Source organism: Nocardioides sp. zg-DK7169, assembly GCF_013155365.1.
Lineage (GTDB): Bacteria > Actinomycetota > Actinomycetes > Propionibacteriales > Nocardioidaceae > Nocardioides.
Genome location: NZ_JABJRA010000011.1, coordinates 114,457 through 132,553, shown reverse-complemented (window position 1 = coordinate 132,553; position 18,097 = coordinate 114,457). Strand labels below are relative to the sequence as shown.

Genomic DNA, 18,097 nt, shown 5'->3' with positions numbered 1-18,097 from the left:
GCATCGGCGCGCGATGCGGCGCCCGGGTCGTCGGTGGTCGCGGCCGGTGAGTCGGCCGTCGAGACGGCGCTGCCGCCCTCGGTCGAGTCGGCGGGGGCGTCGTGCGGGTGGGCGTTCAGGGCGGTGTCCTCCGGGGCTGGATGGGGGGCTGGGGCGTGCGCGTCGGGCCGGGTGGCAGGGCCGGTCGGAGCGGTCAACGCGTCCTCCTGACGCTGAGGATGTGCGCGGGCTCGTGCGCGGGGTCGAGCCGCACGTAGTTGTGCTGGCTCCACGACCAGTCCTGCCCGGTGATCTCGTCGTGCACACCGAACACCTCGCCCTCTTCCAGCCCCATCGCGGGCAGGTCGAGGTGGACGGTCGTCTCCCGGGTGGCGTGCGGGTCGAGGTTGACCACCACGATCACGGTGTCGTCAGCGGCGTCGGGGCCCGTGCCCCGGCGGGTCTTGGAGAACACCAGGATGTTCTCGTCGTCGCTGGAGTGGATCGCCACGTTGCGCAGCAGCTGGAGCGCCGGGTGCTGGCGCCGGACCTCGTTGAGCCGGGTGAGGTACGGCGCGAGGGTGCGGCCCTCGGCCGCGGCGCCCTCCCAGTCGCGGATCCGGATCTGGTACTTCTCCGAGTCGAGGTACTCCTCGCTGCCCGGGCGGACCGCCACGTGCTCGTAGAGCTCGTAGCCGGCGTAGACGCCCCACGACGGCGAGCCGGTGGCCGCCAGGACGGCGCGCACCTTGAACGCTGCGGGCCCGCCGTACTGGAGGTAGGCGTGCAGGATGTCGGGGGTGTTGACGAAGAAGTTCGGACGCATCAGGTGGTCCGACTCGTGCGCGAGCTCGCGCAGGTACTCCTCCAGCTCCCAGCGCGCCGTGCGCCAGGTGAAGTAGGTGTAGCTCTGGTGGAAGCCGATCGCGCCCAGGCCGTGCATCATCGCCGGGCGCGTGAAGGCCTCGGAGAGGAAGACGACGTTGGGGTCGGTGCGGCGGACCTCGGCCAGCATCCACTCCCAGAACGACAGCGGCTTGGTGTGCGGGTTGTCGACGCGGAAGATCCGCACGCCGTGCGACATCCAGTGCCGCACGATCCGCAGCACCTCGTGGCTGATGCCCTCGGGGTCGTTGTCGAAGTTGACCGGGTAGATGTCCTGGTACTTCTTCGGCGGGTTCTCCGCGTGCGCGATCGAGCCGTCCGCGCGGGTGGTGAACCACTCCGGGTGCGAGGTGACCCACGGGTGGTCCGGGGCGGCCTGGAGGGCCAGGTCGAGCGCGACCTCGATCCCGAGCTCGCGGGCGCGGGCCACTAAGGCGTCGAAGTCCTCGAGGGTGCCGAGGTCGGGGTGGATCGCGTCGTGGCCGCCGTGGCGCGAGCCGATCGCCCACGGAGAGCCGGGGTCGTCGGGCCCGGGGGTGAGGGTGTTGTTCGGCCCCTTGCGGTTCACCTCGCCGATCGGGTGGATCGGCGGCAGGTAGATGACGTCGAAGCCCATCTCCGCCACCGCGTCCAGGCGCTCGGCCGCGGTGCGGAAGCTGCCGGAGATGACCCGCCCGGTGACCGGGTCCACCCGGGCGCCCTCGGAGCGGGGGAAGAACTCATACCAGCTGCTGAACAGCGCCTTCTCCCGGTCGGCGTACGCCGGGAACGGCCCCTCGACCGTGACCAGCTCGCGCAGCGGGTGGGCGTGGAGGAGGGCCTCGAGCGCCGAGTCCTGGAGCGCGGCGAGGCGGGCCTCGACCGGGCGGTCGGTGTCGCTCGCGGCGGCCAGGGCGCCCTCGAGCAGCTCCCGGGCCTCCGCACCGGCGGCGGCGTCGAGGTCGGCAAGCACCCGCTCGAGCAGCAGCCGGCCCTCGGTGAACATCAGCTCGACGTCGACGCCGGCCGGGATCTTCAACCCGGCGGCGTGCTGCCAGGTCGCGATCGGGTCCGACCAGGCCTGGATCTCGAAGGTCCAGGCGCCCTCGAGGTCGGGCACCACCTCGGCGTCGTAGCGGTCCGGGACCTCCCGGTGCGGCGTCATCCGCACCGGTGGGCGTCGTACGCCGTCCGGGCCGGTGAGGACGACGTCGGCCCCGAGGCTGTCGTGGCCCTCGCGGAAGATCGTCGCGCGCACGGGCAGCGGCTCGCCCACGGTGGCCTTGGCCGGGTGGCGGCCCAGATCGACGACGGGATGGACGTTCATGACGGGGATGCGTCCGACCATTGCTCCAACCTTGGTGGGGGGCGCTGACCGGGGGCCTGTACCCAATGCCGTGGCGCAGCCTCCGGCCCTCGCGCCCCGGTGTGGACGGGTGTGGCCCCGAGTCTGGCCGCGCAGGGGCCGTCCGGGCGGTCGACACCGGCGGGGACACCGAGGCGTCACGAGAAGGACCCGGGGCCGTCACAGGACCGTCACGCGAGCGTCACGGGGCGGTCCCCGGACGGCTGCCCCGGGGCCCGGGGCTGGGCTACGGTCGGACGGTGCGTGCGATCCGACGAATGAGCGTCCGTCCCGTTCTCCCCGCCGCGCTGTCGGCCCTGGGGGAGCTCGCCCTCAACCTGCGCTGGGTCTGGCACCCACCGACTCAGGACCTCTTCGCGGAGGTGGACCCCGACCTGTGGCGCAGCAGCGGCCACGACCCGGTCGCGCTGCTGGCCCGGGTCGAGCCCCAGCGGCTCGCCCAGCTGGCCGAGGACCCCGGCTTCCTGGAGCGACTGGCCGCCGCCCGCGCCGCGCTCACGGCGTACGTCACCGGTGAGCGCTGGTACCAGCGCCGCGTGGCCGCGGGGGAGCGGCTCCCGTCCGCCATCGGCTACTTCTCCCCGGAGTTCGGGATCACCGCGGTGCTGCCGCAGTACTCCGGTGGCCTGGGGATCCTGGCCGGGGACCACCTCAAGGCCGCGAGCGACCTCGGGGTGCCGATCGTCGGCGTCGGGCTGCTCTACCGACACGGCTACTTCCGCCAGGCGCTGGCCCGCGACGGCTGGCAGCTGGAGTCCTACCCCTCCCTGGATCCCGCGAGCCTGCCGATCTCGCTGCTGCGCGAGGCCGACGGCAGCGAGGCGCTGGTCCGGCTCGCGATGCCGGCCGGCCCGGACCTGCTGGCCCGGATCTGGGTGGCCCAGGTCGGCCGGGTCCCGCTGCTGATGCTCGACACCGACGTCGCCGGCAACCCCGACCAGTACGTCGAGGTCACCGACCGGCTCTACGGCGGCGGGTCCGAGCACCGGCTGCGCCAGGAGATCCTGCTCGGCGTCGGCGGGGTCCGCGCGCTCCGCGTGCACGCCCGCCTCACCGGTCACCCCGCGCCGGAGGTCTTCCACACCAACGAGGGGCACGCCGGCTTCCTCGGCGTGGAGCGGCTGCGCGAGCTGAGCGCCGACCCGGACGGGCCGGGGCTCGACCTCGACTCCGCGCTCGAGGTCGCCCGGGCGTCGACGGTGTTCACCACGCACACCCCGGTGCCCGCCGGGATCGACCGGTTCCCGCGCTCCCTGGTCGAGCAGTACTTCAGCACCGGCGGAGTCACCCCGGGGGTCCCGGTCGAGCGGGTGCTGGACCTCGGCGTCGAGGACTACGAGGGCGGCGACCCGGCGGTGTTCAACATGGCGGTGATGGGCTTCCGCCTCGCCCAGCGCTCCAACGGCGTCTCCCGGCTGCACGGCGAGGTCTCGCGTGACATGTTCCGCGGCCTCTGGCCGGACTTCGACGAGGCCGAGGTGCCGATCGGCTCGATCACCAACGGCGTGCACGCCCCGACCTGGGTGGCCCGCGAGCTGCTCGAGCTGGCGGCGCGCCACGGCGTGGACGTCGAGGGGGAGGGCGCCGAGCCGGAGTCCTTCGACGCGCTGGTCGACAGCGCCCCGGGCGAGGAGCTCTGGTCGCTCAAGCGTCGGCTGCGCGAGCGGCTGGTGGCCGAGGCCCGCCGCCGGCTGCGTGCCTCGTGGGAGGAGCGCGGGGCCGCGCCCGCCGAGCTCGCGTGGACCGACGGGGTGCTCGACCCGGACGTGCTCACGATCGGGTTCGCCCGCCGCGTCCCGTCGTACAAGCGCCTGACGCTGATGCTGCGCGACCCCGAGCGGCTGCGGCGCCTGCTGCTGCACCCCGAGCACCCGGTCCAGCTGGTCGTCGCCGGCAAGGCCCACCCCGCCGACGACGGCGGCAAGCGACTGGTGCAGGAGCTGGTCCGGTTCGCCGACGACCCGCAGGTGCGCCGGCGCATCGTGTTCCTGCCCGACTACGACATCGCGATGGCGCAGCCGCTCTACCCCGGGTGCGACGTGTGGCTCAACAACCCGCTGCGTCCCTACGAGGCGTGCGGCACCTCGGGCATGAAGGCGGCGCTCAACGGCGGGCTGAACCTGTCGATCCTCGACGGCTGGTGGGACGAGTGGTACGACGGCCAGAACGGCTGGGCGATCCCGTCCGCGGACGGGATCGAGGACACCGACCGCCGCGACGACCTGGAGGCGGAGGCGCTCTACGACCTGCTCGAGGACGAGGTGGCGCCCCGGTTCTACGACGTCGACGCCGACGGGGTCCCGCAGGGCTGGGTGGAGATGCTGCGCCACACCTGGCACTCGCTGGGCCCGAAGGTGCTGGCCACCCGGATGGTGCGCGACTACGTGCGGGCGCTCTACGCACCGGCCGCGACCTCGGCCGGGCGTCTCGACGCCGGCACCGCGCGCGACCTCGCCGACTGGAAGCGCACGGTGCGCGAGCGCTGGGACGAGGTCCGTGTCGAGCACGTCGAGGCCGAGGGCACCGGCGAGGAGCCGCAGGTCGGCGACACGCTGCGGGTCGCGGCCTACGTGGCGCTCGGCGGGCTGGCCCCGGGCGACGTCGAGGTCCAGCTGCTCCACGGCACGACCACGGAGTCCCGCGAGCTGGTCGACCCCGCCACCACGAGGCTCACCCTGGCGGAGAGCTACGAGGGCGACCGGCACCGCTACGACGGCGAGCTCGTCCTCGACCACGCCGGCGGGTTCGGCTACACGGTGCGGGTGCTGCCGCGCCACGACCTGCTGGTCGCGCCGGCCGAGCTCGGCCTCGTCGCGCTCCCGTGACGAGGCCGAGCAGGTTCAGCGGGTCACGAACCAGAGGTCCGAGGACGCCAACGCCAGGGACTCCGCCTCGGTGAGCACCGGCTGCTCGGCGACCACCGGGCCGACCTTCTCGCCCGGGGTGTTGAAGGAGTCGACCCGCACGACGTACCCGTCCGGGGTGTAGAGGCTGACCAGGAGCTCCCGGTAGCTGTCCGGCATGGCATCGCCCTGGCTGGGACGGGCCACGGAGTACCAGCCCGCGGGCGCCTCGCGGCACTCGATGGCCGGGTAGGTCTGGTAGGCGCCGGCGCACGCCTCGGCCGCGGTGGTGGCGACCATCTCGCCGGGGGCGATCGAGGTGTCGCCCTGCGCGGGAGTGCGGCCGGCGGCCGCGATCCGGTCCCGGCGCTCGCCCGAGGGGTCACCGAGCGCGAGGGTGCTGCCGACGGCGGCGATCCCGTCCCAGCGCTGCACCACCACGGAGGCCGCGCCGCCGTCGAGCAGGAAGCCCACGCGGCGACCCTCCGGCGGCGCGCCGATGGTCGAGGGGTCCGAGGTCTCGTGGGCGGCGACCGAGAGCCCGCTCAGCTCCCCGGCGCCGGCCAGCAGGTCGGTGAGGCCAGCGCGGAGCGCGGCGTCGTCGGCGATCGCCCGGTCGGTCGCGATCACCGGGCCCCGGGTGTCGGCGTCCCCGGGGTCGGGAGCGGCGGCGGGCTCGCTCGTGACCGCCGGGGACGGATCGGGCGCGCCGGCCACGGCGGGGCTCCTCGGGTCCGAGCCGCCCACCACCCCGGACGCCGAGACGGCGAGCGCCAGCACGGCGGCGCTCGAGAGGGCGGCACCGGCGATGGCCAGGTGCCGCCCGCGGCGGCGCCGGGTGCCGCTGGTCATGGCAGCACCGAGGATCCGGTCTGCCGTGGTCGGGTCGAGGTCGTCGGGGGCGTGGCGGAGCAGGTCGGCCAGCGTCTGGTCGGTCATGAGGGGACTCCTTCGGGCACGAGATCGGTGAACGGGACGTCGAGGTGGTCGCGCAGGCGCTGCAGGGCCCGCATCAGGCGCTTGCGGACGGCTCCGTTGCTGAGGCCGAGCAGGTGCGCCACCTCCTCGGTCGAGAGGTCGTCGAGGTGGCGCAGGACCACGACCGCCCGGTCGAGGGGCTCGAGCCCGGCGAGTGCCGTGAGCAGGGTGAGCCGCAGCTCCTCCTGGCCGGCCGGCGCCTGCGCCTCGGGGAGCCGCTCGACCGGGCGCTCGTGGGTGCTGCGGCGCCGCTGCTGGCTGATCCAGGTGCGGGTCAGCGTGGTCTGGGCGTACGCCGCGGGGTTGGCGATCGCCGGCCCCCACCGGGCGTACACCCGCGCCAGCGTCTCCTGCACGAGGTCCTCCGCCCGGTGCCGGTCGCCGCACAGCAGCCACGCGGACCGGTACAGGTGTGGCATCCGCGCCTGCGCGAACTCGGTGAAAGCGGCCTCCTGGGCCGCCCGCGCCTGGGTGCTCATGTCCCTCCTCGGGGTGGTCTACGTCCTGTTCGACGCAGCCCGAGCCGCGAGCGTCCCACGCCAGACGGGGTGGGCCGACCAGTTCCTCCCCTCGGGGCGGGGAGGCCGGGCCCCGGTCAGGACTCCTGGAGCACCACGACCGTGCGACGACCGATCACGATCTGCTCGCCGGCCTTCACCTCGGTGCCGACCGGGAGCCGGGCGTCGGTGGACAGCACGACCCGCCCGGACTGGACCCAGTCGTTCTCGGGCAGGTCCACCGCCTGCGGCAGCCAGCCGGCGTTGAACCACAGCATGAACGAGGAGTCGTGCTGCTGCTCCCCGCGCGGGCCCGGGGCGCGCAGCGGGTGGCCGTTGAGGAACATCCCGACGGTGCGCAGCTCCGGGTCGTGCCAGTCCCGCGCGCCCATCTCGCGCCCGGTCGGGTGCAGCCAGGCCAGGTCCTTGGGGCCGTCGAGCATCGTCGGGCGGCCCTCGAACCAGTGCCGCTGGCGCAGCGTGGGGTGCTCGCGGCGCAGCCGGAGCGCGGCCTTGGTGACCTCGTAGACGTCCAGCCAGGCGTCGTCGGGCGACCAGTCGATCCAGGAGACCTCGTTGTCCTGGCAGTAGGCGTTGTTGTTGCCGCGCTGGGTGCGCCCGCGCTCGTCGCCGGCGGTGATCATCGGGACCCCCGCGGACAGGCACAGCGTCGCCATCAGGTTCGCCGCCTGCCGGCGGCGTACCGCGATCAGGGCGGGGTCGTCGGTCTCGCCCTCGACGCCGTGGTTCCAGGACCGGTTGTTGTCGGTGCCGTCGCGGTTGTCCTCGCCGTTGGCCTCGTTGTGCTTGTGCTCGTAGGTGACCAGGTCGCGCAGGGTGAACCCGTCGTGGGCGGTGACGAAGTTGACCGAGTTGTACGGCGAGCGCCCGTCGTCGGCGTACAGGTCGCTGGAGCCGGAGAGGCGGGTGGCGACGGTGCGGATGCCGGAGGAGTGGTTGCGCCAGAAGTCGCGGACCTCGTCGCGGTACTGGTCGTTCCACTCCACCCACGGCGGCGGGAACTGCCCGACCCGGTAGCCGTCCATCGAGGCGTCCCACGGCTCGGCGATCAGCTTCACGTGCCGCAGCACCGGATCCTGCCCGATCGCGGTGAGCAGGTGCGAGCGCATGTCGACGCGGTGCTCGGTGCGGGTCAGGGCGGACATCAGGTCGAAGCGGAAGCCGTCGACGTGCATCTCGGTGACCCAGTAGCGCAGCGAGTCCAGGATCAGGCGCAGGCCGAACGGGGAGGAGGCGTCGACGGTGTTGCCGCAGCCGGTGACGTCCCAGTAGGCGTCGGACACCGGCTCGCCCGGCGCCGCGGCGACGCGCTGGTAGAGGTGGTCGTCGAGGCCGCGGAAGGACAGCGTCGGGCCGAGCGGCCCGCCCTCGGCGGTGTGGTTGTAGACGACGTCGAGGATGACCTCGAGGCCCGCGTCGTGGAACGCCTTGACCATCGCCTTGAACTCGGTGACCTGCTGGCCGCGGTCGCCGGAGGCGGAGTAGGCGTGGTGGGGCGCGAAGAAGCCGATCGAGTTGTAGCCCCAGTAGTTGCACAGCCCGCGCTCGACCACGCCCGGCTCGGAGACGAACTCGTGCACGGGGAGCAGCTCGACGGCGGTGACCCCGAGGTCGCACAGGTAGTCGGTGACCGCCGGGGTGGCCAGCCCGGCGTAGGTCCCGCGCAGCTCCTCGGGCACCCGGTCGTGCAGGGCGGTCATCCCCTTGACGTGCAGCTCGTAGATGACGGTGTCGCGCCAGCGCCGGCGCTGGGGCACCTCCCCGCCCCAGTCGAAGTCGTCGTGGTGCACGACGCTGCGCGGGACGAAGGGCGCGGAGTCGGTGGTGCTGCGCGTCTCGGGGGAGCCGTGGACGTAGCCGAAGACGGCGGGGTCGACGACCAGGTCGCCCGACACGGCCCGCGCGAACGGGTCCAGCAGCAGCTTGTCGACGTTGAAGCGCGCGCCGCGCGCGGGGTCCCAGGGCCCGTCGACGCGGTAGCCGTAGCGGGTCCCCGGCGCCAGACCCGGGATCGCGCCGTGCCAGATGCCGAGCTGCTGCTCGCTGAGCTCGTGGCGCTGCTCGCCGCCCTCGTCGTCGAAGAGGCAGACCCAGGCCGCGGTGGCCTTCGGCGCGTGCACGGCGAAGTTGGTCGCCTCCGGTGACCAGGTGGCACCGAGCGGGTAGTTGCGCCCGGGCCAGACCGCGGCGCGCTCCTCGGTGTGCTTCCAGACACGGGGGCTCACCGCGCCAGTCTGGCAGGGGCGTGCACAATGCGGGGCGCATGATGCAGACCCGTGACCTTGCCCGGTCCGCGCGCCAGCTCGTCCGGTTCCGGGCCCGAGAGAGACGAGACATGTGATGGCGGAGTACGTGCGGCTGGAGGTCGAGGACGGCGTCGGGACGATCCGGCTCGACCGGCCCAAGATGAACGCGCTGGACGCCCAGATGCAGGAGGAGATCCGCGCCGCGGCCACCGAGGCGGCGCAGCGCGAGGACGTCAAGGCCGTCGTCGTGTACGGCGGGGAGCGGGTCTTCGCGGCCGGCGCCGACGTCAAGGAGATGGTCGACATGTCCTACACCGACATGGTCCGCCGCTCCGGGGACCTGCAGGCCTGCTTCACCGCGGTGGCGACGATCCCGAAGCCCGTGGTCGCCGCGGTCACCGGCTACGCCCTGGGCGGCGGCTGCGAGCTCGCGCTCTGCGCCGACGTGCGCCTCGCCGCCGACAACGCGGTGCTCGGGCAGCCCGAGATCCTGCTCGGAATCATCCCCGGCGCCGGCGGCACCCAGCGGCTGACCCGTCTGGTCGGTCCCGCGAAGGCGAAGGACATCGTGTTCACCGGCCGCTTCGTCCAGGCCGACGAGGCGCTGGCGATCGGGTTGGTCGACCGGGTGGTGCCTGCCGCCGAGGTGTACGCCGAGGCCGTGGCCTGGGCCAAGCAGTTCGTCGGGGGCGCGACGTACGCGATCCGGGCGGCGAAGGAGAGCATCGACCGCGGCCTGGAGGTCGACCTGGGGACCGGGCTGGAGATCGAGCGCCAGCAGTTCGCGGCGCTGTTCGCGACCGAGGACCGCACGATCGGCATGCGTTCCTTCATCGACAACGGTCCTGGCAAGGCGAGCTTCGTCGGTCGCTGAGCCCTGCTTCGCCGGCCGCGGGTGTGCGATCCTTCGCCGGTCTGGTCCGAGGATCCCGGAGGAAAACCCCAGTGGCACGTCAGAGCAGCACCACCACCCTCAACGGCACGGCACGGGCGCGACGTGCGGTCGCGCAGGTCGCCTGGACGATCTGCGCACTGCTCGCGCTCGTGCTGGCCCTGGGGGCGCTCCTGGTCGCGATCGATGCGACGAACGAGTCCAACGAGCTGGTGCGGTTCGTGCTGCAGCTCGCCGACGCGGTCGACCTCGGCGTCTTCTCCCGCGACGCCGGCGTCATGGACTTCGACAGCGAGACCAAGAACGCGCTGCTCAACTGGGGACTGGCCGCCATCACGTGGCTCGTCGTGGGCCGGCTGCTGGAGCGCATCATCCGGCCCTGAGCACCCGCCGACCAGGTTTCGGACGTGTTACAGGTCACTCACGATGTGAGAAGATATATCTGAAAGCGTATATTTTCTCGCTCCTGGTCCTAGCGTCTCCCTCACGACCGGCGCCCCCGGTCGCACCGCGGCTTCGTGGAGGAGCCGTGGTCCCGCAGGTCGCTGCACGGGCGGCCACGGAGAGGGAGAGACATGACCACCACCTCGTTCCGCCGCCGCGCCGCGGCGGTCGCGACCGGCACGCTTGCCGCCGGCGCACTCAGCTTCGTCCCGGCCATGGCCGGCATCAGCACCGCACACGCGGCCCCGACCGACCTCGGCTACAGCTGCGTCATGAGCGGGTTCGGTGCCCCCGTGACCCTGGACTCGACGCTCAGCATCGAGGTCGGTACGCCGGCCGCTGCCGTGGCGCCGGGTGCCGGGTTCACCTCGACGATCTCGGCCAGCCTGGACATGGGCACCACTGCCATGGGTCCGGTGAGCCGTCTGAGCGGCACCATCGACGTCGCGGTGCTCGTCGCCGGCGAGTCGAAGACCGTCACCATCCCGGTCGCGGACTGGACGCCGGCAGCCGGTGAGCTGGTCTTCGCCGGCACCGTCGACTCCGAGCTCACCGCCCCCGCCGCCGTGGGCGACGCGGCCATCGAGGTCGGCGCCGTGTCGGCCGCCCTGAAGGCCACGGTCGGTGCGGTCAACGCGCCGGTCAACGTCCCGTGCACCGCTGACGAGGGCCAGGACCAGAAGGTCGGCACCGTCACGGTCGGCGACGACGCGCCGTTCGGCAACGCGCGGTGCGAGATCGACATGACCGAGAGCGGCTTCGGCGGCAAGGACACCTACGACGTGGAGATCGCGCACGCGATCACCGCGCCGTCCTCGGCCACCGTCGGCAAGGCGTTCACGCCCACGATCGCCACGTCGCTGAAGTTCGGCCAGCCGTTCGTCGACTACATGGTCACCAGCCCCACCAAGACCATCGGTGTCGTGGCCAACGCGACCACCACCGCCGGCGGCGCCGCCGGCACCGCGTCGGTCGACCTGGGTGAGTGGAACCGGACCTGGACCACGCCCACCCCGATCGGCTCGCCGATCGAGGCCATCGAGCTCTCCGGGACCGGCTCCTTCGCCCCGATCACCCCGACCGCCGCCGGCAGCCTGCCGCTCTCGGTCACCGGGCTCGACGGTGACATCTCGATGACCGTCAGCTTCGGCAACATGAAGAGCACCTACCCGCTCGACTGCACCATGAACGAGGGCGCCGCACCGGCGACCGCCGAGGTCTCCGTGGCCGAGGCCCCCGTCGTGGTGGCCCCTGCCGCCGCGACCAAGACCGCCGTCAAGACGGCGTACGCCAAGAAGGCCAAGAAGCTCACGGCCAAGGTCACGGTCACCTCGGCCAAGGCCAAGCCCGCCGGCAAGGCGACCCTGGTGCTCAAGAAGGGCAAGAAGCAGGTCGGCAAGGCCACGGTGAACATCAAGAAGGGCACGGCCAAGGCCGTCTTCAAGAAGATCGCCAAGGGCAACTACAAGCTGACCGTCAAGTACGCCGGGAACAAGAAGTTCAAGGCGTCGAGCAAGACGATCACCGTCAAGATCAAGTGACCCCGTGGGCGGCCTGGTCCAGGCCACCCGCACGCACCACCAGCTGAAACCGATCGGCCCCGGCGAATCTGCGCGCCGGGGCCGATCTGCGTCCGCGCTCACGGGGCCCGCGAGGGGCGCCGTCGTCCGCGGTGCGGGACCGATGCGGCGGATCGACCGTGCCACTGGCACTGTGAGGGACTGTGAGATTGCCGACGCGGTCATCTGTGTTGACGCACCGCTTCTGTCGGTAGCCTCGCGTTCACATCCGAGTCCACAGGAGGGGCCGTCCCGGCCATCGCCATGAACATTGTTGTCTGTGTGAAGTACGTGCCCGACGCCACTGCCGACCGGCAGTTCGAGTCGGACAACACCGTCGACCGCGTCGGCGTCGACGGCCTGCTGTCGGAGCTCGACGAGTACGCCGTCGAGCAGGCGCTCCAGATCAAGGAGAAGTCCGGCGACGCCGAGGTGACCGCGCTCTGCATCGGTCCGGAGAAGGCCGTGGACGCTGTCCGCAAGGCCCTCCAGATGGGTGCCGACAAGGCCATCCACGTGGTCGACGACGCCATCGCCGGCTCCGACGCCATCGCCACCTCGCTGGTGCTCGCCAAGGCGGTCGAGAAGGCCGGTCCCGTGGACCTGGTCGTCTGCGGCATGGCCTCGACCGACGCCTCCATGAGCGTCGTCCCGGCGATGCTCGCCGAGCGGCTCAACCTGCCCCAGGTCACCTTCGCCTCGGTCATCGAGACCCAGGGCGACCAGGTGCGCGTCAAGCGTGACGGCGACACCGCGACCGAGGTCATCGGCGGCACCATGCCGCTGGTCCTCTCGGTGACCGACCAGTCCGGCGAGGCCCGCTACCCGTCGTTCAAGGGCATCATGGCCGCGAAGAAGAAGCCGCTCGAGACCTGGTCGCTCGCCGACCTGGGTGTCGACGCCTCCGAGGTCGGCCTGGGCGCCGCGTGGACCGAGGTCCTCGAGACCGCGGCCCGCCCGCCGCGCACCGCCGGTGAGATCGTCAAGGACGAGGACGGCTCCGGCGCCACCGCGCTGACCGACTTCCTCGCGTCGAAGAAGTTCATCTGAGCCGCGGCTCAGAGTGCGTAGAGGAGCGAGTCACTGATGTCTGAAGTTCTGGTTCTCGTCGACCACGTCGACGGCGCGATCCGCAAGCCCACCCTCGAGCTGCTGGCCCTGGCCAAGCGCCTCGGCGAGCCCTCGGCCGTCTTCATCGGCGCCGCCGACCAGGCCGCCGCGGCCGCGGAGAAGCTCACCGCGTTCGGTGCCGAGAAGATCTACACCGTGGACGACGCGCAGGTGAAGGGCTACCTGGTGGCCCCGAAGGCCGAGGTCCTCCAGCAGCTGGTCGAGAAGACCTCCCCCGCCGCGGTCCTCATCGTCTCCGGCTACGAGGGCAAGGAGATCGCCGGTCGCCTCGCGATCAAGCTGAAGTCCGGCCTGATCACCGACGCCGTCGACGTGCAGGAGGGGCCGGTGACCACGCAGAGCGTGTTCGCGGGCAACTTCACCGTCACCGCCAAGGTCACGCAGGGCACCCCGATCATCACCGTGAAGCCCAACTCGACCTCCCCGGTCGAGGGCGCCGGCGCCGGCACCGTCGAGGAGTTCGCCGCGACGATCTCCGACGACGCCAAGAAGGCGCAGATCGTGGCCGCCCAGCCGCGCAAGGCGACCGGTCGTCCTGAGCTCACCGAGGCCGCGATCGTGGTCTCCGGCGGTCGTGGCACCGGCGGCAACTTCGAGCCGATCGAGGGTCTCGCCGACTCCCTCGGCGCGGCGGTCGGCGCCTCGCGTGCCGCCGTCGACTCCGGCTGGATGCCGCACACCTTCCAGGTGGGCCAGACCGGCAAGACGGTCTCACCGCAGCTCTACGTCGCCAACGGCATCTCCGGTGCGATCCAGCACCGCGCCGGCATGCAGACCTCGAAGACCATCGTCGCGGTCAACAAGGACGAGGAGGCGCCGATCTTCGAGCTCGTCGACTTCGGCGTCGTCGGCGACCTGCACGCGGTGCTCCCGGCCGCCACCGAGCAGATCAACCAGCGCAAGGGCTGATCTCACCCGCAGCACGCACGAAGGCCCCCGGCACTCGCCGGGGGCCTTCGTCGTCGCTGGGTCTCGACCGGCGGCCGACCGGCGGGGGCGGCGCGCGGGCGGGGTGGGACGATCTGCGGGTGGATCCCTTCGCCGCCGTCGGTGCCTCCCTGCAACCGGTCGAGGGCGGGTGGTCGGGGGAGACCTTCCTGGCCGAGGCCGGCGGAGAGCGCAGCGTGGTGCGGATCTTCGCCGACCCCCGCCACGGTCCGCACGCCGCCGAGGTCCAGGAGTCGGTGCTGCGCCTGGTGCGCGGGCTGGTCCCGGTGCCCGCGGTGCTCGACGCACGGCATGCCGACGCGGCGACCGGGATGCCGGCGATGCTGGTGACCGAGCACCTCCCGGGGGTCCGCGGCGACCTGCTGCTGCCCCGCCTGGCGCCGCCGCAGCGCGAGGCGCTCGGCCGCGCGGTGGGTGCGGTGGCCGCCGACCTGGCCGCGATGCCGCAGCTGCGAGCCGGCCGGTTCGTCGACGGCGACCTTCGCGTCGCGCCTGGCGCCGAGGACCTGCCCACCCGGGTCGACCGGCAGACCGAGGCGCTCGCCGCGACCGGCTGGAGCGCCGCGGAGGTGGACGCCCTCCGGGCGGTCGCCGACGAGGTCGAGGCCGAGCTCGAGTCCGTCGGGCGCACCTCGCTGGTGCACGGCGACCTCACCCTTGCCGACCTGCTGCTCGACGAGGCCACGCTCTCCGTGACCGGGGTGGTGGACTGGGAGCGCGCCCATGCCGGGCACCCCTTCACCGACCTCGGCAGCCTCCTGCGCCTGCACCGGGACCCGGCGTACGTCGCGGGCGTGCTCGAGGCCTGGCGCCAGCGCCACGGCACCGATCCGGAGGCGGCGCTCGACCTGGCCCGGCAGGCCGACCTGCCGGCCCTGGTCGACCTCGCGGTCCGCGCCGGCGAGCACCCGGCGGCCGACGCCGCGGCCGGGCTGCTGCGTGCGATCGCCGCGACCGGCGACGTGCACGCCGTCGCCACCTGAGCGGGGCGGGGGAGCGGCGAGACCGGCGTGCCGGTGCGCCCGGCGCTCACTAGGCTGGTGCCATGAGCATCGAGCAGGACGTCATCGCCGTCGCCGGACGCGCCCGCGAGGCCAGCCACGGGCTCGCCCTCGCCACCCGCGCCCAGAAGGACGCCGCCCTCGAGGCGATGGCCCAGGCGCTGACGGACCGCGGTGCGGAGATCCTCGCGGCCAACGCGGAGGACGTCGCGCGCGCCGAGGAGGGTGGCACCCCGGCGAACATCGTCGACCGGCTGCGACTCACCGAGGACCGCCTTGCAGGGATGGCGCAGGGGCTGCGCGACGTCGCCGGCCTCGCCGACCCGGTGGGTGAGGTGGTGCGCGGCGGCACGCTGGCCAACGGCTTGGAGATGCGTCAGCTGCGGGTCCCGTTCGGGGTCGTCGGCATGATCTACGAGGCCCGCCCGAACGTCACCGCGGACGCCGCCGGCATCTGCCTGAAGTCCGGCAACGCGGTGCTGCTGCGCGGCAGCTCCAGCGCCCGCTCCAGCAACGCCGCCATCGTCGCGGTGCTGCGCGACGCCGTGGCCTCCGCCGGCCTGGAGCCCGACGTGGTCCAGCTGGTCCCGGGCGACAGCCACGACAGCGTCAAGGCGCTGATGCGCGCCCGCGGCCACGTCGACGTCCTGATCCCGCGCGGCGGCGCCGGGCTGATCCGCTCGGTCGTCGAGGACTCCACGGTGCCCGTCATCGAGACCGGCACCGGCAACTGCCACGTCTACGTCGACGCCGCCGCCGACCAGGACAAGGCGCTGGCCGTCGTCCTCAACGCCAAGACCCACCGCACCAGCGTGTGCAACGCCGCGGAGTCGCTGCTCGTGCACGCCGACATCGCCGGCACCTTCGTGCCGCGCGTCGTGGCCGCGCTCCAGGAGGCCGGCGTCACCGTGCACGGCGACGAGGCGTTCACGGCGTACGACGGGGTGGTCGCGGCCACCGAGGAGGACTGGGACACCGAGTACCTCTCCCTCGACATCTCCGCCGCCGTCGTGCCCGACCTCGACGCGGCGATCGCGCACATCCGCCGCCACTCCAGCGGTCACACCGAGGCGATCCTCACCGAGGACCTGGCCGCCGCCCGCCGCTTCACCGCGGCCGTCGACTCCGCGGCGGTGCTGGTCAACGCCTCGACCCGCTTCACCGACGGCGGGGAGTTCGGCTTCGGCGCGGAGATCGGGATCAGCACCCAGAAGCTGCACGCGCGGGGTCCGATGGGCCTGGTCGAGATGACCTCGACCAAGTTCGTGGTCACCGGCGACGGCCACGTGCGCTGACGCGGGTGGGGACCGGTAGTCTGTCGCCATGTTCAACGCGCTGACGACCGTGCTCGCTGCCGAGGGTACCCACCACGAGATCAACCACGCCCTGTCCTGGGGCGTCGGAGCGGTCATCCTCGTGATCATGCTCGGCCTGCTCCTCGCCCTGGTGAGCTTCGGCGCGGGCCGCGAGCACAGCTGAGCACCGCGCCCGAGGTGAGTGACGCCGCGCCGAGGCGCCGACGACGTGTCGGCGTCATGGGCGGCACCTTCGACCCGATCCACCACGGGCACCTCGTCGCCGCCTCGGAGGTCCAGGCCTGGTTCGACCTCGACAAGGTCGTCTTCGTGCCGACCGGCGACCCGTGGCAGAAGTCCGACCGCAAGGTCAGCCCGGCGGAGCACCGCTACCTGATGACGGTCATCGCGACCGCCTCGAACCCGCGGTTCACGGTCTCCCGGGTCGACGTCGACCGGGAGGGCCCGACCTACACCCGCGACACCCTGCGCGACCTGCACGCCGCGATGCCGGACGCGGAGCTCTACTTCATCACCGGCGCCGATGCGCTGACCGAGATCTTCACCTGGCGCGACCCCGACGAGCTCTTCGCGCTCGCGCACTTCGTCGGCTGCACCCGGCCCGGCTACACCATGGACCCCGCCACGCTCTCCTCGATCCCCGTCGACCGGGTGACGATGGTGGAGATCCCCGCGCTGGCGATCAGCTCCACCGACTGCCGCCGCCGTTCCGGTCGCGGCGAGCCCGTCTGGTACCTCGTGCCCGACGGCGTCGTCCAGTACGTCGCCAAGCACGACCTCTACCCCCAGACCACCGAAGCACCTGGAGACCCCGCATGACCGCCACCGACCGAGCCGTCTCGCTCGTCCACATCGCCGCCCGCGCGGCCAGCGACAAGCTCGCCACCAACCTGCTCGCCTTCGACGTGAGCGAGCAGCTCGCGATCACCGACGCCTTCCTGCTCGCCTCGGCGTCCAACGACCGCCAGGTGAAGGCGATCGTGGACGAGGTCGAGGCCAAGCTGCGCGACGCCGACGCCAAGCCGATCCGCCGCGAGGGCGAGCGCGACGGCCGCTGGGTGCTGCTCGACTACGGCGACGTCGTCATCCACGTGCAGCACGAGGAGGAGCGCGAGTTCTACGCCCTCGAGCGGCTGTGGCGCGACTGCCCGGTCATCGAGCTGCCCGCCGACGTGAAGGGTCCCGCCCAGGGACCCGGCTCGGGCCCCGCCCAGGCGTGAGCGTGAAGCGCCTGGTCCTGCTGCGCCACGGCCGCACCGCCTGGAACCACGCGCACCGGGTCCAGGGCCAGGCCGACGTCGAGCTCGACGACACCGGCCACCTCCAGGCCGCCGCGGCCGCCCCGGCGATCGCGGCGTACCGACCGGAGGTGCTGTGGTCCTCCGACCTCGCGCGCGCCCGCCAGACCGCGGCGTACGTCGCGAAGGAGACCGGCCTGGAGCCGGTCCACGACGCGCGCCTGCGCGAGTTCTTCCTCGGCGAGCGCCAGGGCCTCACCCACGAGGAGTACGCCGCACTCGCGCCCGAGGAGTTCGCCGCCTTCCGCGCGGGCGACCTCTCCGTGGCCCGGGGCGCGGAGTCCGCGCGCGCCGTGGTCGACCGGCTGAGCGAGGCGCTGCACGAGCTGCTCGGTCAGGTCGCGCCCGGCGGGACCGGGGTCGCGGTCGCCCACGGCGCCGCGATCCGCGTGGCGACCCTGGGCCTGCTCGGCCTGCCCGACAGTGCCCTGGGGGCGTTCCGCGCGGTCGGCAACTGCCACTGGGTGGTGCTCGAGAACCACACCGGCATCATCCGTCTCGCTGGTTACAACCTGGGTGTGGCCGAGCCCGTGCCATCCGCACCCTGACCCCCGATTTCGCATCCACGGGGGCCGTTGCTAATGTTCTCGTCGTTGGCCGGACCGCCTGGCGGGAAAGCGAACGAGATGGGGCTGTGGCGCAGCTGGTAGCGCATCTGCATGGCATGCAGAGGGTCAGGGGTTCGAGTCCCCTCAGCTCCACCGAAGAAGACGA

16 protein-coding genes and 1 tRNA gene are annotated in these 18,097 nt (G+C 72.7%); 13 read left to right on the top strand and 4 right to left on the bottom strand.

The window, feature by feature from the left end; translation table 11 throughout:
• Positions 1–193: 193 nt before the first annotated feature.
• The gene (locus tag HOQ23_RS16700; RefSeq protein ID WP_172215891.1) at positions 194–2,191 is read right to left on the bottom strand and encodes an alpha-1,4-glucan--maltose-1-phosphate maltosyltransferase; all 1,998 of its coding nucleotides are present in this window, start codon (positions 2,189–2,191) and stop codon (positions 194–196) included.
• Positions 2,192–2,466: 275 nt separating this feature from the next.
• Here HOQ23_RS16700 and glgP point away from each other — a divergent pair, with 275 nt between their 5' ends.
• Complete coding sequence (gene glgP / locus HOQ23_RS16695; protein ID WP_216654327.1) at positions 2,467–5,034, top strand: alpha-glucan family phosphorylase; 2,568 nt, start codon at positions 2,467–2,469, stop codon at positions 5,032–5,034.
• Positions 5,035–5,049: 15 nt separating this feature from the next.
• Here glgP and HOQ23_RS16690 read toward each other — a convergent pair whose 3' ends face one another.
• The 3 genes from HOQ23_RS16690 to glgX all read right to left on the bottom strand — a co-directional run bounded on the left by HOQ23_RS16690 (position 5,050) and on the right by glgX (position 8,773).
• The gene (locus HOQ23_RS16690) at positions 5,050–5,991 is read right to left on the bottom strand and encodes a hypothetical protein (RefSeq protein ID WP_172215887.1); all 942 of its coding nucleotides are present in this window, start codon (positions 5,989–5,991) and stop codon (positions 5,050–5,052) included.
• The gene (locus HOQ23_RS16685; RefSeq protein ID WP_172215885.1) at positions 5,988–6,509 is read right to left on the bottom strand and encodes a SigE family RNA polymerase sigma factor; all 522 of its coding nucleotides are present in this window, start codon (positions 6,507–6,509) and stop codon (positions 5,988–5,990) included. The genes HOQ23_RS16690 and HOQ23_RS16685 overlap by 4 nt, the downstream gene beginning before the upstream one ends.
• A gap of 116 nt (positions 6,510–6,625) precedes the next feature.
• Positions 6,626–8,773 carry a glycogen debranching protein GlgX gene (gene glgX / locus HOQ23_RS16680; protein ID WP_172215883.1) on the bottom strand — a complete coding sequence of 716 codons (2,148 nt, stop codon included), beginning with the start codon at positions 8,771–8,773 and terminating at the stop codon, positions 6,626–6,628.
• 115 nt (positions 8,774–8,888) lie between these two features.
• On the opposite strand from glgX, the gene HOQ23_RS16675 reads away from it, so the two are divergent.
• From HOQ23_RS16675 to HOQ23_RS16625, 12 genes are all read left to right on the top strand, one after another.
• Positions 8,889–9,668: an enoyl-CoA hydratase/isomerase family protein gene (locus HOQ23_RS16675; protein ID WP_172215881.1), complete on the top strand. Its 780-nt coding sequence runs from the start codon at positions 8,889–8,891 to the stop codon at positions 9,666–9,668.
• 71 nt (positions 9,669–9,739) lie between these two features.
• On the top strand, positions 9,740–10,069 hold the full coding sequence (locus HOQ23_RS16670; RefSeq protein WP_172215879.1) for a hypothetical protein: 330 nt from the start codon (positions 9,740–9,742) through the stop codon (positions 10,067–10,069).
• 192 nt (positions 10,070–10,261) lie between these two features.
• Positions 10,262–11,671 (top strand): Ig-like domain repeat protein, encoded by a 1,410-nt coding sequence (locus HOQ23_RS16665; RefSeq protein ID WP_172215877.1) that lies wholly within the window; start codon positions 10,262–10,264, stop codon positions 11,669–11,671.
• A 282-nt stretch (positions 11,672–11,953) separates the two neighbouring features.
• A complete protein-coding gene (locus HOQ23_RS16660; RefSeq protein ID WP_172215875.1) occupies positions 11,954–12,739 on the top strand; it encodes an electron transfer flavoprotein subunit beta/FixA family protein in 786 nt (261 codons plus the stop codon).
• A 36-nt stretch (positions 12,740–12,775) separates the two neighbouring features.
• Positions 12,776–13,729 carry an electron transfer flavoprotein subunit alpha/FixB family protein gene (locus HOQ23_RS16655; RefSeq protein ID WP_172215873.1) on the top strand — a complete coding sequence of 318 codons (954 nt, stop codon included), beginning with the start codon at positions 12,776–12,778 and terminating at the stop codon, positions 13,727–13,729.
• A 119-nt stretch (positions 13,730–13,848) separates the two neighbouring features.
• Complete coding sequence (locus HOQ23_RS16650) at positions 13,849–14,751, top strand: phosphotransferase (protein WP_172215871.1); 903 nt, start codon at positions 13,849–13,851, stop codon at positions 14,749–14,751.
• 62 nt (positions 14,752–14,813) lie between these two features.
• Positions 14,814–16,064 carry a glutamate-5-semialdehyde dehydrogenase gene (locus HOQ23_RS16645; RefSeq protein WP_172215869.1) on the top strand — a complete coding sequence of 417 codons (1,251 nt, stop codon included), beginning with the start codon at positions 14,814–14,816 and terminating at the stop codon, positions 16,062–16,064.
• A gap of 28 nt (positions 16,065–16,092) precedes the next feature.
• Positions 16,093–16,248 (top strand): hypothetical protein, encoded by a 156-nt coding sequence (locus HOQ23_RS20595; RefSeq protein ID WP_216654325.1) that lies wholly within the window; start codon positions 16,093–16,095, stop codon positions 16,246–16,248.
• A 14-nt stretch (positions 16,249–16,262) separates the two neighbouring features.
• Positions 16,263–16,904, top strand: a complete 642-nt coding sequence (nadD, locus tag HOQ23_RS16640) for a nicotinate-nucleotide adenylyltransferase (RefSeq protein ID WP_367650548.1) — start codon at positions 16,263–16,265, stop codon at positions 16,902–16,904.
• A complete protein-coding gene (gene rsfS / locus HOQ23_RS16635) occupies positions 16,901–17,305 on the top strand; it encodes a ribosome silencing factor (protein ID WP_172215867.1) in 405 nt (134 codons plus the stop codon). Before nadD ends, rsfS begins: the two co-directional genes overlap by 4 nt.
• A gap of 2 nt (positions 17,306–17,307) precedes the next feature.
• A complete protein-coding gene (locus HOQ23_RS16630; protein ID WP_172215854.1) occupies positions 17,308–17,931 on the top strand; it encodes a histidine phosphatase family protein in 624 nt (207 codons plus the stop codon).
• Positions 17,932–18,011: 80 nt separating this feature from the next.
• Positions 18,012–18,084 (top strand) — tRNA-Ala (locus tag HOQ23_RS16625).
• Positions 18,085–18,097: the final 13 nt, after the last annotated feature.